Origin of the sequence: Streptomyces virginiae (assembly GCF_000720455.1) — a bacterium.
GTDB classification, from domain to species: Bacteria; Actinomycetota; Actinomycetes; order Streptomycetales; family Streptomycetaceae; genus Streptomyces; species Streptomyces virginiae.
On record NZ_JOAK01000011.1, the window covers coordinates 1 to 13,884 of the forward strand.

Annotated in this window: 11 protein-coding genes and 2 pseudogenes; 7 read left to right on the forward strand and 6 right to left on the reverse strand. The window is 70.5% G+C overall.

Going from position 1 to position 13,884, the window contains the following annotated elements:
• The 4 genes and pseudogenes from IG86_RS0118080 to cimA all read left to right on the forward strand — a co-directional run.
• Positions 1 to 371: pseudogene (locus IG86_RS0118080) on the forward strand (urease subunit alpha); the annotation flags it as partial.
• A 30-nt stretch (positions 372 to 401) separates the two neighbouring features.
• Positions 402 to 1,451, forward strand: a complete 1,050-nt coding sequence (locus IG86_RS0118085) for an agmatine deiminase family protein (protein WP_037848493.1) — start codon at positions 402 to 404, stop codon at positions 1,449 to 1,451.
• Positions 1,452 to 1,481: 30 nt separating this feature from the next.
• Entirely contained in the window at positions 1,482 to 2,105 is a 624-nt protein-coding gene (locus tag IG86_RS0118090) for a TetR/AcrR family transcriptional regulator (protein ID WP_030823608.1), read from the forward strand.
• Positions 2,106 to 2,459: 354 nt separating this feature from the next.
• Positions 2,460 to 4,079 (forward strand): citramalate synthase, encoded by a 1,620-nt coding sequence (gene cimA / locus IG86_RS0118095; RefSeq protein WP_030823612.1) that lies wholly within the window; start codon positions 2,460 to 2,462, stop codon positions 4,077 to 4,079.
• A gap of 6 nt (positions 4,080 to 4,085) precedes the next feature.
• On the opposite strand, the gene IG86_RS0118100 is transcribed toward cimA, so the two are convergent.
• On the reverse strand, positions 4,086 to 4,490 hold the full coding sequence (locus tag IG86_RS0118100; protein WP_157854847.1) for a hypothetical protein: 405 nt from the start codon (positions 4,488 to 4,490) through the stop codon (positions 4,086 to 4,088).
• Between the two features lie 233 nt (positions 4,491 to 4,723).
• On the opposite strand from IG86_RS0118100, the gene IG86_RS0118105 reads away from it, so the two are divergent.
• Entirely contained in the window at positions 4,724 to 6,076 is a 1,353-nt protein-coding gene (locus IG86_RS0118105) for a hypothetical protein (protein WP_030897986.1), read from the forward strand.
• Between the two features lie 32 nt (positions 6,077 to 6,108).
• On the opposite strand, the gene IG86_RS0118110 is transcribed toward IG86_RS0118105, so the two are convergent.
• Positions 6,109 to 6,717 carry a YceI family protein gene (locus IG86_RS0118110; RefSeq protein WP_030823621.1) on the reverse strand — a complete coding sequence of 203 codons (609 nt, stop codon included), beginning with the start codon at positions 6,715 to 6,717 and terminating at the stop codon, positions 6,109 to 6,111.
• A gap of 276 nt (positions 6,718 to 6,993) precedes the next feature.
• Between IG86_RS0118110 and IG86_RS0118115 the strand changes: the two genes are divergently transcribed.
• Positions 6,994 to 8,577, forward strand: coding sequence for an acyl-CoA carboxylase subunit beta (locus tag IG86_RS0118115; protein WP_030650794.1), 1,584 nt, complete (start codon positions 6,994 to 6,996; stop codon positions 8,575 to 8,577).
• Positions 8,578 to 8,600: 23 nt separating this feature from the next.
• Positions 8,601 to 8,801, forward strand: a complete 201-nt coding sequence (locus IG86_RS0118120) for an acyl-CoA carboxylase subunit epsilon (RefSeq protein ID WP_030823624.1) — start codon at positions 8,601 to 8,603, stop codon at positions 8,799 to 8,801.
• Positions 8,802 to 9,005: 204 nt separating this feature from the next.
• On the opposite strand, the gene IG86_RS0118125 is transcribed toward IG86_RS0118120, so the two are convergent.
• The 4 genes and pseudogenes from IG86_RS0118125 to IG86_RS0118140 form a co-directional block, all read right to left on the reverse strand.
• The gene (locus IG86_RS0118125) at positions 9,006 to 9,569 is read right to left on the reverse strand and encodes a GTP-binding protein (RefSeq protein ID WP_030897989.1); all 564 of its coding nucleotides are present in this window, start codon (positions 9,567 to 9,569) and stop codon (positions 9,006 to 9,008) included.
• On the reverse strand, positions 9,550 to 10,029 hold the full coding sequence (locus IG86_RS0118130) for a DUF742 domain-containing protein (protein ID WP_030897991.1): 480 nt from the start codon (positions 10,027 to 10,029) through the stop codon (positions 9,550 to 9,552). Before IG86_RS0118130 ends, IG86_RS0118125 begins: the two co-directional genes overlap by 20 nt.
• A gap of 93 nt (positions 10,030 to 10,122) precedes the next feature.
• Positions 10,123 to 10,427 (reverse strand): annotated as a pseudogene (locus IG86_RS38850) (roadblock/LC7 domain-containing protein).
• Positions 10,428 to 10,437: 10 nt separating this feature from the next.
• Positions 10,438 to 13,629 (reverse strand): sensor histidine kinase, encoded by a 3,192-nt coding sequence (locus tag IG86_RS0118140; RefSeq protein ID WP_030897993.1) that lies wholly within the window; start codon positions 13,627 to 13,629, stop codon positions 10,438 to 10,440.
• Positions 13,630 to 13,884 lie beyond the last annotated feature (255 nt).

Here is a 13,884-nt window from a genome sequence, read left to right on the forward strand (position 1 = left end):
AGCCGCAGCTCGTCCTGAAGTCCGGTTTCCCCGCCTACGGTGTCACCGGCGATCCCAACGCCGCCACCGACACCTGCGAACCCCTCGTCCTCGGACCGCAGTTCGGCTCGTACGGGGCCACCGCGGCCGACATCTCCGTCGCCTTCGTCTCGGCCGCCGCGGCGGCCCTGGGCAGCGACGAGATGCCGACCCGCCGCCGCCGTGTCGCCGTCCGCGGCACCCGCGGCATCGGCCCCGGCGACCTGCTCCTCAACTCCCGGGTGGGCGCGGTCGACGTGGACGCGCGCAGCGGACTCGTCTCCCTCGACGGCGAACCCCTGCGCTCCGAAGCCGCCGAATCGGTCTCCCTCAACCGCCTGTACTTCCTGTAAGTCAGCACAGCCCGTAAGGACCTGCCTGCCATGACCGCCAAGCCCGTACACAACGGATTCCGGATGCCCGCCGAGTGGACGCCCCACGAGCGCACCTGGATGGCCTGGCCCCGCCCGAACCCGACCTTCACCAACGAGCAGGAGCTCGCCGAGGCCCGCGAGGCGTGGGGCGCCGTCGCCCGCGCGGTCCGCGCGTACGAGCCCGTGACCCTGGTCGTCTCCCCGGGCGACGCGGAGAACGCCCGCGCGATCGCCGGCGCCGGCGACGGCCACTCGCTCGACGTGGTCGAGCGCGAACTCGACGACGCCTGGATGCGCGACATCGGCCCGACCTTCGTCACCAACGACACGGGCGAGCTGGCGGCCGTCGACTGGACCTTCAACGGCTGGGGCGCCCAGGAGTGGGCCCGCTGGGACCACGACTCGAAGATCGCCCGGCAGGTCTCGGACGTGCTCGGCACCCGCACGTTCAGCACCCCGCTGGTCAACGAGGGCGGCGCGATCCACGTCGACGGCGAGGGCACCGTACTGCTCACCGACACCGTCCAGCTGGGCAAGGGCCGCAACCCCGACTGGACCCGCGAGCAGGTCGAGACCGAGATCCACGCCCACCTCGGCACCACCAAGGCGATCTGGCTGCCGTACGGCCTGGCCGGCGACTACGGCACCTACGGCACCCAGGGCCACGTCGACATCGTCGCGGCCTTCGCCCGCCCGGGCGTGGTCATGGTGCACACCCAGCCCGACCCGTCCCACCCGGACCACGAACGCTGCAAGACCATCGCGGCGATCCTCCGCGCGTCCACCGACGCCCGGGGCCGGCAGCTGGAGGTCGTGGAGATCCCGGCGCCGACCGTGCTGGAGGAGGACGGCGAGTGGGTGGACTACTCCTACATCAACCACTACCTGTGCAACGACGGCGTCGTGCTGTGCTCCTTCGACGACCCGCGCGACGAGGAGGCCGCCGAGATCTTCCGCGGTCTGTTCCCCGAGCGGACCGTGACGCTCGTTGACGCACGTACGATTTTCGCCGGGGGTGGCGGTATCCACTGCATCACCCAGCAGCAGCCGAAGGTGTGACCTGCGGCGGACCTCACGAAGGAGTGGCCCATGGCGGCGGGTGGAGTACCGGTACGGGCGGCGCGCAAGAACGCGCCCCCGCGCGAGGACGTACTCGTCGCCGCCATGGCCACGATCGCCGAGCGCGGGCTGGAAGGCCTGACCATGGCCGGCCTGGGCCGCGAGGTCGGCATGAGCAGCGGCCACCTCCTCTACTACTTCCGCAGCAAGGACGAGCTCCTGCTGCAGACCCTGGAGTGGAGCGAGGCGGAACTGGGCAGTGCGCGGCGGGCCCTGCTCGCCCGCCGCGGTCCGGTGGCCGAGCGCCTGCGGGCGTACGTGGACCTGTACGTGCCCACGCAGCCCCGCGACCCGCACTGGACGCTGTGGCTGGAGGTGTGGAACCGCTCCCAGAACGCCGGGCCCCAGGAACGCGACCGGCAGGCGGCCATCGAGGGGGCCTGGCACCGCGACCTGGTGGCGCTGCTCGCCGAGGGCATCTCCCGCGGGGAGTTCCGCCCGGTGGACGCCGAACGCGTGGCGACCCGCATCCGCGCCCTCCTCGACGGCTTCAGCATCCAGCTCGCGGTGGGCCTCCCCACGCTCGACCGGACGGCCATCCTGGCCCACGTCCGCGAGTTCCTCACCGACACCCTCGGCCCCGCCGGCCCGTGAGGCGCGGGGGCTCGGCGCCGGAGCCCCCGCAACGGCGCGGCCGTCCGCCGCGGAAGGGATGACCGCATGGTGAGATGCCTGTCCATCCGCGGCGAGCGGTGTGGCACACTGCGAGCGTGCCTGCTCAGCTCATGATTATCGCCAGCAGCGCGCCGGTCCCCAGTGGCCGCTGAACCGTGGAAGAACTTCGCGGACGCGGCCACCGTGCCTCGGACCCGCGTGCAGACCTCTCGCTACCCGCGAGAGGTTTTTTCGTTTCCCGGCCATCCCTGCCGGGAGCGGACTGCGCGCGATGATGGGGGCAGTGGATCCCGGGTTTTACGGAACCACTCATCCGACAGGAGTCAGATCAGCATGACGACGACACCAGAGGCGGCAGCAGCGGTCCTCGACGACAGCTTCCACGTCTTCGACACCACCCTGCGCGACGGCGCCCAGCGTGAGGGCATCAACCTCACGGTCGCCGACAAGCTGACGATCGCGCGCCATCTGGACGACTTCGGAGTGGGTTTCATCGAGGGCGGCTGGCCCGGCGCCAACCCCCGCGACACCGAGTTCTTCGCCCGCGCCCGCGCGGAGATCGACTTCAAGAACGCCCAGCTGGTGGCCTTCGGCGCCACCCGCCGGGCCGGCGGCTCGGCCGACCAGGACCCGCAGGTACGAGCCCTGCTGGAGTCCGGCGCCCCCGTCATCACGCTCGTCGCCAAGTCCCACGACCGTCACGTCGAACTCGCCCTGCGCACCACCCTGGACGAGAACCTGGAGATGGTCCGGGACACCGTCGCCCACCTCGTGGCCAAGGGCCGCCGGGTCTTCGTCGACTGCGAGCACTTCTTCGACGGCTACCGGGCCAACGCCGAGTACGCGAAGTCCGTCGTACGGACCGCCTACGAGGCGGGCGCCGACGTCGTCATCCTCTGCGACACCAACGGCGGCATGCTGCCCGCGCAGGTGTCGGCGACCGTCGCCACCGTCCTCGCCGACACCGGCGCCCGCCTCGGCATCCACGCCCAGGACGACACCGGCTGCGCCGTCGCCAACACCCTGGCCGCCGTCGACGCCGGCGCCACCCACGTCCAGTGCACCGCGAACGGCTACGGCGAGCGCGTCGGCAACGCCAACCTGTTCCCCGTCGTCGCCGCACTGGAGATCAAGTACGGGCGCAAGGTGCTCCCCGACGGCGCGCTCGCCGAGATGACCCGGATCTCGCACGCCATCGCCGAGGTCGTCAACCTCACGCCCTCCACCCACCAGCCGTACGTCGGCGTTTCCGCCTTCGCGCACAAGGCGGGCCTGCACGCCTCGGCGATCAAGGTCGACCCGGACCTCTACCAGCACATCGACCCCGAGCGGGTCGGCAACACCATGCGCATGCTGGTCTCCGACATGGCCGGCCGCGCCTCCATCGAGCTCAAGGGCAGGGAGCTCGGCGTCGAGCTCGGCGGGGACCGCGCGCTGATCTCCCGGGTCGTGGAGCGTGTCAAGGAGCGCGAGCTCCAGGGCTACACCTACGAGGCGGCCGACGCCTCCTTCGAGCTGCTGCTGCGTGCCGAGGCCGAGGGGAGGGCCCGCAAGTACTTCCGCATCGAGTCCTGGCGGGCCATCGTCGAGGACCGCCCGGACGGCACCCACGCCAACGAGGCCACGGTCAAGCTGTGGGCCAAGGGCGAGCGGATCGTCGCGACGGCCGAGGGCAACGGCCCGGTCAACGCGCTGGACCGGGCCCTGCGGGTGGCGCTGGAGCGGTTCTACCCGCAGCTCGCCAAGTTCGAGCTGGTCGACTACAAGGTCCGCATCCTGGAGGGCACGCACGGTACGGAGTCCACGACCCGCGTGCTCATCGCCACGACGGACGGCGTCCGCGAGTGGTCGACGGTCGGCGTCGCCCCGAACGTGATCGCCGCCTCCTGGCAGGCCCTAGAGGACGCGTTCACCTACGGTCTCCTGCACGCGGGCGTCGAACCGGCCGAATAGCCGCCGTCAGCACGCGTCCTCGGCGGGCCGGCGGAACGCCGCCGGGGACATGGCCCTGCCGTCCGCCCACACCTCGTCGGCCGCCAGGCCGTCGAGGTCCTCCGTGGTGAAGGCCAGCACGCCCGCGTACGCGTCGGAGCCCGGCGGCCGGAACCGCACGGTGTGGCGGAAGCCGGGCAGGAGCCGCCGCTCCCCGTCCCACCGCCGGACCGCCCAGGAGGCGGGCGGGGAGAAGAGGGGGAAGGCGGCCGCGCCGGTGGAGTGGCGCGAGCCCGCCGCCATCCAGCTCTCCGACATCGGCCCGCCCGGCGTGGCCGGTCCGTCCGGCCCCGGGCCGGAGGCTGCCCCGGGCGGGAAGGCGCGCAGCTCCGCCGCCCCGACCCCGTCCTCGCCGCACGGGGCCAAAGTCACCTGCGGTGTTCCGTCCGCTCCGTGATGCACCGCGACGAGCGGCAGGTCGCCCGCCGCTGCGCAGCCCGTCAGCACCCCCGCACCCACCACGGTCCAAGCCGTCACCAGCCGTGCGCGCCGCATCGCCCACCACCGCCTTGCCGGACGGGTAGGCGGGGAGCCCCCGCGTCCGGCAGGGGAGCCCTTATGTCCTGCTCACACGGGAAAGTACCGGTTCGGGTAGCGTCATGGATATGAGGACCAGGCTGACATCCGTACGTTGGGGATCGCTGCTGTCCGGTCTGCTGCTGGCCCTGTCCGCGACCGCCCTGGCGGTCGCTCCGCAGGCGGCGGCCGCCACCGGAGTCGCCGCCGTGGGGGAGGCCCTCAAGGAGGGTCCCGTGTACGTCGACCCCCGGGCCGAGGCGCAGCTGCCGAAGGCCGAGGCCGACGCGCTCGCCGAGAAGATCAAGGACGCCGGAAAGCCGGTCTTCGTCGCCGTGCTCCCGGCCACCGCCGAGTTCCCGCAGGACAAGGTGCTCGCCGCGGTCCGCGCGGAGACCGGCATCACCGGGCTCTACGCGATCCGGCTCGGCGACGGCTTCAACGCCGGCGCCGACCGGGCCGTCATGCCGACCAACGCCGTACGCAACCTCACCGAGGCGGTCAAGACCGGCGCACCCGTCGACGCGAGCACCCAGCTGAACAACTTCGTGGACCAGGCCCTGCCCCAGACCGAGGGCAGCGCCCCCGCCTCCTGGGGCACCACCGGCGCCGACGCCGGCGTCCCGGTCGGCGGGCTGATCACCCTCGGAGCGGTGGCCGCGATCGGCGGCGGCGGTGCGTACGCGCTGGTCCGCAGGAACCGCAAGAAGAAGGAAGAGGCCCGGCGCGAGGCCGTCGAGCGGCTCGGCGTGGTCGTCGACGAGGACATCACGGCCTTCGGCGAGGAACTGGAGCGCCTGGACTTCCACCCCGGCGAGCCCGGCGCCGACGACGCGATGCGCGAGGACTACGAGCGCGGGCTCGACTCGTACGAGAAGGCCAAGCAGATCATGGCGTCCGTGCGGTATCCGGAAGAGGTCACCGGGGTGACCCAGGCCCTGGAGGACGGCCGGTACGCCCTGGCTTGTCTGGACGCGCGCCGGCAGGGCCGGCCGGTGCCGGAGCGCCGCGCGCCCTGCTTCTTCGACCCGCGCCACGGGCCGAGCGCCGAGGACGCGACCTGGGCCCCGGCCACGGGTGCGGCGCGGACCGTACCCGTCTGCACGGCGGACGCGGTGCGGCTGCGCGACGGACTCGACCCGGCGGTCCGTACGGTCGACACCGAGCGCGGGCCGCGGCCGTACTACGACGCCGGCCCGGCGTACGGTCCCTGGGCCGGCGGCTACTTCGGCGGCGGCATCCTGCCCGGCCTGCTCGTGGGCACGATGCTCGGTTCGATGATGTCGAGCCCCGCCTACGCCGCGGACTACGGCGGCTACGACGGGGGCTACGGCGGTGGGGACGTCTCCGGGGCCGACTTCAACCGGTCCGACTTCGGCGGCGGGGACTTCGGCGGCGGAGGCGGTTTCGACGGCGGCGGCTTCGACGGGGGCGGCTTCTAGAGCGGGCCGCCCCCGGGTCGCCGGGCGGCCGGTCAGGCCTGCTTGATGGCGGAGATGTCGAAGGTCAGCTTCACCTTGTCGCTGACCACGACGCCGCCGGTCTCCAGGGCCGCGTTCCAGGTCAGGCCCCAGTCCGAGCGCAGGATGTCGGCGCTGCCCTCGAAGCCGACGCGCTGGTTGCCGTACGGGTCGGTGGCGGAGCCGTTGAACTCCAGGTCGATGGAGAGCGGCCGGGTGACGTCCTTGATGGTGAGGTCGCCGGTGATCCGGTAGGTGTCCCCGCCGAGGAACGCGGCCTCGGTGGAGCGGAAGGTCATCAGCGGGAAGGCCTCGGCGTCGAAGAAGTCGCCGCTGCGCAGGTGGCCGTCGCGGTCGGCGATGCCGGTGTCCACGGAGGCGATCTTCACGTCGATCGAGGCCGTGGAGCGGGCCGGGTCGGCTCCGTCCAGGTGCAGGGTGCCCTCGTGCTCCTCGAAGGCGCCGCGGACGTTGGTGACCATGGCGTGGCGGACGGTGAAGCCGATGCGGCTGTGGGCGGCGTCGATGACGTAGTCGCCCGTGAGCGCGGCGAGGGCCGGGTCCACGTCCAGGGTGGCGACGGCGGCGGTGTTCTCCTGGACGCGGCGGTTGAAGAGGCCCATGACTTACTCCTCGGTAGTGGTTCCTGTGTGGGGGGCGCCAAAGCGGTTTAACTTTCAACGACTTCGACACCACCGACACTAGAACCATTCCGTTCAAATTTCAACCAATGGTCGGCGTGTCGGTGATTTCTGTGAAGTTCCTACAAGCGGGCGTGGCCCCATATGGCGGAGTCCTTACTTCCACCGGTGGTTCTGTGCGGGCCGGACAGCGGAAGACTCCCGAGACTGTGCGGAATGAACGGAGGTTTTTCATCACGATCTTCGTAAGGTCGGTACATGACCGTTGTGGACCAGATCCCGAGCGAGCCGACGGACGCCCGTGGGCGCGTGGCCGAGCTGCACTCCCTGCGCGAGCAGGCGCGGCGTGGACCGAGTGACCGTGCGACCGAGGCCCAGCACGCGAAGGGCAAGCTGACCGCGCGCGAGCGCATCGCACTGCTCCTCGACGAGGGTTCCTTCAAGGAGGTCGAGCAGCTGCGCCGCCACCGTGCGACCGGCTTCGGCCTCGAGAGCAAGAAGCCGTACACCGACGGTGTGATCACCGGCTGGGGCACGGTCGAGGGCCGCACGGTCTTCGTCTACGCACACGACTTCCGGATCTTCGGCGGCGCCCTGGGCGAGGCCCACGCCACGAAGATCCACAAGATCATGGACATGGCCATCGCGGCCGGGGCCCCGCTGGTCTCCCTCAACGACGGCGCCGGCGCCCGTATCCAGGAGGGCGTCTCCGCCCTCGCCGGCTACGGCGGCATCTTCCAGCGCAACACCAAGGCCTCGGGCGTCATCCCGCAGATCTCCGTGATGCTCGGCCCGTGCGCCGGCGGAGCCGCGTACTCCCCGGCCCTCACGGACTTCGTCTTCATGGTCCGTGACACCTCGCAGATGTTCATCACCGGCCCGGACGTGGTCCGCGCGGTGACCGGCGAGGAGATCACCCAGAACGGCCTCGGCGGCGCCGACGTGCACGCCGAGACCTCGGGCGTCGCGCACTTCGCTTACGACGACGAGGAGACCTGCATCTCCGAGGTGCGCTACCTCATCTCGATGCTGCCCTCCAACAACCGCGAGAACCCGCCCGTCCACGAGACGAGCGACCCGGCGGACCGCCGCAGCGAGGTCCTGCTGGACCTGGTCCCCGCGGACGGCAACCGCCCGTACGACATGCACAAGGTCATCGAGGAACTCGTCGACGACGGCGACGTCCTGGAGATCCACGAGCGCTGGGCCCGCAACATCATCTGCGCCCTGGCGCGCATGGACGGCCAGGTCGTCGGCATCGTCGCCAACCAGCCCGCCCACCTCGCCGGCGTCCTCGACATCGAGGCCTCCGAGAAGTCCGCGCGCTTCGTCCAGATGTGCGACGCCTTCAACATCCCGATCATCACGCTGCTGGACGTCCCCGGCTTCCTGCCGGGCGTCGACCAGGAGCACGGCGGCATCATCCGCCACGGCGCCAAGCTGCTGTACGCGTACTGCAACGCCACCGTCCCGCGGATCTCGCTGATCCTGCGCAAGGCCTACGGCGGCGCGTACATCGTCATGGACTCGCAGTCCATCGGCGCCGACCTCACCTACGCCTGGCCCACCAACGAGATCGCCGTGATGGGCGCCGAGGGCGCGGCCAACGTCATCTTCCGCAAGCAGATCGCGGACGCCGAGGACCCCGAGGCCATGCGCGTGCGCATGGTCAAGGAGTACAAGGCCGAGCTGATGCACCCGTACTACGCGGCCGAGCGCGGCCTCGTCGACGACGTCATCGACCCCGCCGAGACCCGCGAGGTGCTCGTCAGCGCCCTCTCGATGCTCCGCAACAAGCACGCCGATCTGCCGTCCCGCAAGCACGGCAACCCGCCGCAGTAACCGCGAAGGAGATCTGCCACCCCATGACCAACGCCTCTGACACCCTGCTCCGCGTCGAGAAGGGCAACGCCGAGCCCGAGGAGCTGGCCGCGATCACCGCGATCCTGCTCGCCCGCGCCGCCGCCACGCCCGAGGAGACCACGGTCCGCCTGCCGCGCCAGGCCGGCTGGCGCCGCCTGGAGCGCACCCCGGGCTTCCGCGCCCCGCACAGCTGGCAGGGCTGAGCCCCGAGCTCCCGAAAGCCCCGAAGGCCCCGCACCCGTCCAGGGTGCGGGGCCTTCCGCGTGCCCCGTACGGAGCGCCGTACGGAGCGCCGTACGGAGCGCCGCCGACGTACCGCCGTGCGCGTAGGGCGGGCACCAGGGCAAGGCGAAGGCCCCCGCGTCCTGGACACAGGGGCCTGTCCGATGCGGCTGCGGCGCCGGTTCCTACCGCAGGCGCGCCATCAGGGCGTGCTCGACGAGCGTGATGAGCGCGCTCTTGGCGTCCGCGCGGTGGCGGGCGTCCGTGGTGATGATGGGGGCGTCCGGGCCGATCTGCAGGGCCTCGCGGACTTCCTCCGGCGTGTAGGGCTGGTGCCCGTCGAAGCCGTTGAGGGCGATGACGAAGGGCAGGCCGCTGTTCTCGAAGTAGTCGACGGCGGGGAAGCAGTCGGCGAGGCGGCGCGTGTCGACGAGCACGACGGCGCCGATGGCGCCGCGGACCAGGTCGTCCCACATGAACCAGAAACGGTCCTGGCCCGGGGTGCCGAAGAGGTACAGGATCAGGTCCTGGTCGAGCGTGATGCGGCCGAAGTCCATGGCGACCGTGGTGGTCGTCTTGTCACCGGTGTGGGTGAGGTCGTCGATGCCCGCGCTCGCGGACGTCATGACGGCTTCGGTGCGCAGCGGGTTGATCTCGGACACGGCTCCGACGAACGTGCCCGCCACCACGATCTTCGCGGAGGTGGTGGAGCGGGGAGCCGCTCCGCCGTTAGAGCTTGCGAAGTCCACTGAGCACCCTTTCGAGCAGTGTCACGTCCAGGTCGGCGACGAGGATGCGGGCGACACCAAGAGGAATGGAGAGGAGTGCCGAGATCTCCGCGACGGATTTGATCTCCTGGCACAGGCGGCAGATGCGCTGGTGCTCGGGCAACTGCCCTTGCAGACGCGCGGGATCCGCCGTGGTACTGACCAGCGCCTCGATGGCGAGCTGGTAGCGCGGCCGAGTACGGCCGCCGGTCATCGCGTACGGGCGCACCAGCGGGTTGTGGGCCTTCGGGGCCGGCTGCCGCGCGGCGCGCGGAGGCGGCTGCGGAGGCATCTGGGGCTGCTGGGGCTGGCCGTACTGCTGGTAGTGGTTCTGCTCCGGCACGGGCCGGCTTGGTGCGGAGGGGAAGTTGAAGCGGTTCTGGTCGTGCCCACCCTGCGGCTGCTGCGCGCCGCCATAAGGATGTCCTCCGGGTGTTGTCACGTCTCCTCCTCCGACTCCAAGAACGCAGTACTCCCTGTGGAACCGCGCCACCGCACCCTACGGTGCGATGGCGCGAAACGCACTGCCTGTTTGCTAGTTGAGAAGGCTTCCCTGCAGTTCGGCGCGCAGGTCCGGGGTCAGGACACTGCCCGCACGATCCACCAGAAGAGCCAGGTCTGGTTGACGGCGCCACCCTCGAAGATGCGGGAGGCACCGGCGGTCAGCGAGGTCAGTCCGGAGGCCACGGCCGCCAGCTGATCGGCGCGGTCGCGCGGAAATCCGTCGGACATCGCCAGAAGAAGGCCGTCGGCGGAGACCACCACCGTGTGCGACACCCCAGGGGTGTTGTCCACGAAGTTGGTGATCAACCAGTTCAGGTTCTGTGCCGCCTGGCTCATCGGGCTCACACTAACGCTCCTGGTCATAGCTGTTACTTGACTGCTCAGTACCCGCGCTGCGTCCCTGCTGGACACCTCGCCGCAGGTTGCTCAACCTGCCGCGGACGTCCTCCGGAGCGCGGGAGACCTGGGGGCCGCCCTGCGGGGTCGTCTCCGCTGCGCCCTCGACCAGGTTGGCCTTGGGCACGCGCCGAGGGAGACCGGACGGGGTGACCCCGCCCGCCTTCGGCTCACGGAGTTTGGCGGCCTGCTGCCAGCGCTCGTCGTTGCCCGAGCGCCACGCCGTGCCACCGTCCTGGTCCTGCTCCTGCGCCGCGGCCTGCCGCTGACGCTGCGGTCGCTGCTCGAAGAGGGACCCGGAGGACTCCGCTTCCTGCTGTGCCGGCTGCCACTGCTGCTGGCTGCCGCGTCGCGGCAGGCCCGCTCCGGTCATGGTGTGACCGGTGTCGGCAGCGGCGCCCGGACGGTCGAAGCCTACGCGCTCCGCGGCCGGTTCGGGGACGGCCTGGGATTCCGATTCAGTCCCGTAATCCTGCTGGTAGGCAGCCGGATACGTGTTCTGTTCGGGCCACTCGGCCTGCCCCGACTGGGCTTCGTACCCGCCGTCGTAGCCCTGAGTGCTCGACTGCTGGTCCGGGTAGCCGTCTTCCGTATAGGCGTAGTCCTGCTGCGGGTACGCCTCGTACCCCTGCTCCGAGCGCTGTCCGTCGTACGCGGGTTCGTAACCCTGCTCGGACTGCTGCTCGTAGCCCTGGTACGGCTGGTAGCCGTGCTCAGGCTGAGGTTCCGGATAATCCTGGCCGCCCTGGTCGCCCTGGCCGGCGTAACCCTGCTGATCCTGCGGGAAGCCGACCTGGGCCTCCAGCGCCGCGCGGCGCTCCTCGCGGCCGAGGGAACGGCCGACCGGGTCCAGACCGGGCCCGTCGCCGCCCTGCTCGTAGCGCGAGTCGTCGAACCCGAGCTCCGCCGCCGTGCGCATCGGGGCGGCCTGCTGGGTCTTCTGCTCCGGAATGATCTGGGAGACCGTGAAGTCGTCGTCCGGGATGCCCTCACCACCGCCACCGTGCGTGATGGCGTCGGGAAGCATGATCAGCGACGTGGTGCCGGCCGCCTCGCCCGAGGGGCGCAGCTGGACGCGGATGCTGTGGCGGTCCGCCAGCCGGCCGACCACGAACAGACCCATGCGCTGCGAGATCGCGGCGTCCACGGTCGGCGGGTTGGCGAGCTTGTGGTTGATGTCCGCGAAGTCCTCGGCGGTGAGGCCGATGCCCTTGTCGTGGATCTCGACCATCACGCGGCCGTCGGGCAGACGCGTGGCGTTGACACGCACCTTGGTCTGCGGGGAGGAGAACGTGGTGGCGTTCTCCAGCAGCTCGGCGAGCAGGTGCACGAGGTCGGTCACGGCCTGGCCGTGGATCTCGGCCTCGGAGACGCCGGAGAGCTCGATGCGCTCGTACTGCTCCACCTCGGAGGAGGCGGCGCGGAGCACGTCCACGAGGGGCACGGGCTGGTCCCAGCGGCGGCCCGGCTCCTCACCCGCGAGGATGAGGAGGTTCTCGCCGTTGCGGCGCATACGGGTGGCCAGGTGGTCCAGGCGGAAGAGGTTCTCCAGCTGGTCCGGGTCGGCCTCGTTGTTCTCCAGGTCGGTGATGAGGGTCAGCTGGCCCTCGATCAGCGACTGGTTGCGCATGGAGAGGTTCGTGAAGATCGCGTTGACGTTCCCTCGCAGGAGCGCCTGCTCGGCGGCGAGCCGGACCGCTTCCCGGTGGACCTGGTCGAACGCGCGGGCGACCTCGCCGATCTCGTCCTGGGAGTCGATCGGGATCGGGTGGACACGGGTGTCGACCTTGCCCGGGTCGGTGCGCGAGAGCTGGTCGACGAGCGACGGCAGGCGCTGCTCGGCGATGTCGAAGGCGGCGGACCGCAGACGGCTCATCGCACGGCCCATCTGGCGGGCCATCATGCCGGCCAGGATGAAGGCGGCGAGCAGGGCCACGACCACGATGGCGCCGTTGGTGATGGCGTCGGTGCGGGCGTCGTCGGAGACCGCGACGGCGTCGTTGACGGCCTTCTCGAGGAGTTCCTTCTCGATCTCGTCGTAGCCGTCGAACTTCGCGGTGGCGGCGTACTGCCAGGCCGTCGGCGTCGTGCCGCCCTCGATGACCTTCTTCTTGGGGTCGCCGCTGGCGATCGCCTCGGTCATGCCGGTGAGGATCGACTTGTTGATCGGCGAGACGGGCGGGGACTTGAAGGGGGTGCCGGCCTGCTCGGCGGCGCCCTTGGCCTCGGCGAGCTTGGCGGCGCCCTCTTCGGCCTTCTTGCCCATGACCGTCTTCAGACGGGTCACGTCCTCCTCGGTACCCGCCGCGACGTACTCGCCGATGGCGATTTCCTCGAGGTAGGCGTAGGAGGAGAAGGCGACGAGCTGGGCCTTGCGGGTGTTCTCGTCGGCGCTCGGGCGCACCAGGAGGTGCGTGCCGACGGAGCGCTGCAGCGAGTTCGCCGCCTTGGCGAGCTGGATCGCGTAGACCATGCGGCCGTACGAGGTCACGTTGCCGGTGCCGAGACCGAGCTCGTTGGCGAACTGCATGAGGTAGTGCTGGACCGTTACGTAGCCCTCTTCGGTCGGGATGGGACCGAAGGAGGCGGGCGGGTTCTTCTTGGGACTCTCGATCCCGGCCTGGTACGCGGTCTGGCGGACGTCCGTCAGCTTGGGCTCCTCCGTGCGGAAGAGCTCCAGACGCCGTTCCATGCCCTGGTTCTTGGGCATGTCCTGGACGACCTTGTCGAACTTCTCCTTCGCGGCGGTGGTCGCCGCGTAGGCCTTGTTGACCTTGTCGTCCTTGGTCAGGCCGTTCAGGAGGGGCTCGGCCGTGAGGTCACGCTCGTTGAGCAGTGCCTGGCTGTATTCCGAGGCCGCCTGGACGACCCGGGCTATCTGCTCGGCGTCCTGGGCCTCGTTCCACGTGTCGATGGAGCCCTTCACCTGGAAGCCGCCCATGACCAGGCCCACGAGGGCCGGCACGAGCAGGATCGCGTTCAGGCGGGTCGGCACGCGCCAGTTGCGGGGAGAGAACCGGCTGGTGCTCCCACTCTTCACAGGCGGTTCCACGGGCACGTCGGCGGGCGACGCGGCCGCTCGCGGCGGGGTGAAGTTGCCGCGCGCGGGTTCATCCGCGGGGCTTGCGTTGCTTCGCCTCACTCGACCAACAACCTCTCGGCGGTGCTACTAGCTAGTTCGTTGAATTCCAGCACGGTTGACGGCCCTGTTCCAAACAGTTGAAATCCGCCGTTCCTAGAGACTTATGCCTCACATAAATCGGACATAAAGAGCGTCCCGCTGCAAAAACCGGGGCGGTTGTGAGCACAGCGGTACCGACCGAACGCAACCCGTTGCCAACTGGCTTCAATTCTCTGTCGAAACGTTATGAACGACAGGGGCGGGCCGTGTCATACG

Bases quoted from the DNA above. Each gene is read 5' to 3' on its own strand.
- IG86_RS0118105 (WP_030897986.1), top strand. From the start codon at position 4,724: ATGAGGACCAGGCTGACATCCGTACGTTGGGGATCGCTGCTGTCCGGT.
- IG86_RS0118110 (WP_030823621.1), bottom strand. From the start codon at position 6,717: ATGGGCCTCTTCAACCGCCGCGTCCAGGAGAACACCGCCGCCGTCGCC.
- IG86_RS0118090 (WP_030823608.1), top strand. From the start codon at position 1,482: ATGGCGGCGGGTGGAGTACCGGTACGGGCGGCGCGCAAGAACGCGCCC.
- cimA (WP_030823612.1), top strand. From the start codon at position 2,460: ATGACGACGACACCAGAGGCGGCAGCAGCGGTCCTCGACGACAGCTTC.
- IG86_RS0118115 (WP_030650794.1), top strand. From the start codon at position 6,994: ATGACCGTTGTGGACCAGATCCCGAGCGAGCCGACGGACGCCCGTGGG.
- IG86_RS0118085 (WP_037848493.1), top strand. From the start codon at position 402: ATGACCGCCAAGCCCGTACACAACGGATTCCGGATGCCCGCCGAGTGG.
- IG86_RS0118120 (WP_030823624.1), top strand. From the start codon at position 8,601: ATGACCAACGCCTCTGACACCCTGCTCCGCGTCGAGAAGGGCAACGCC.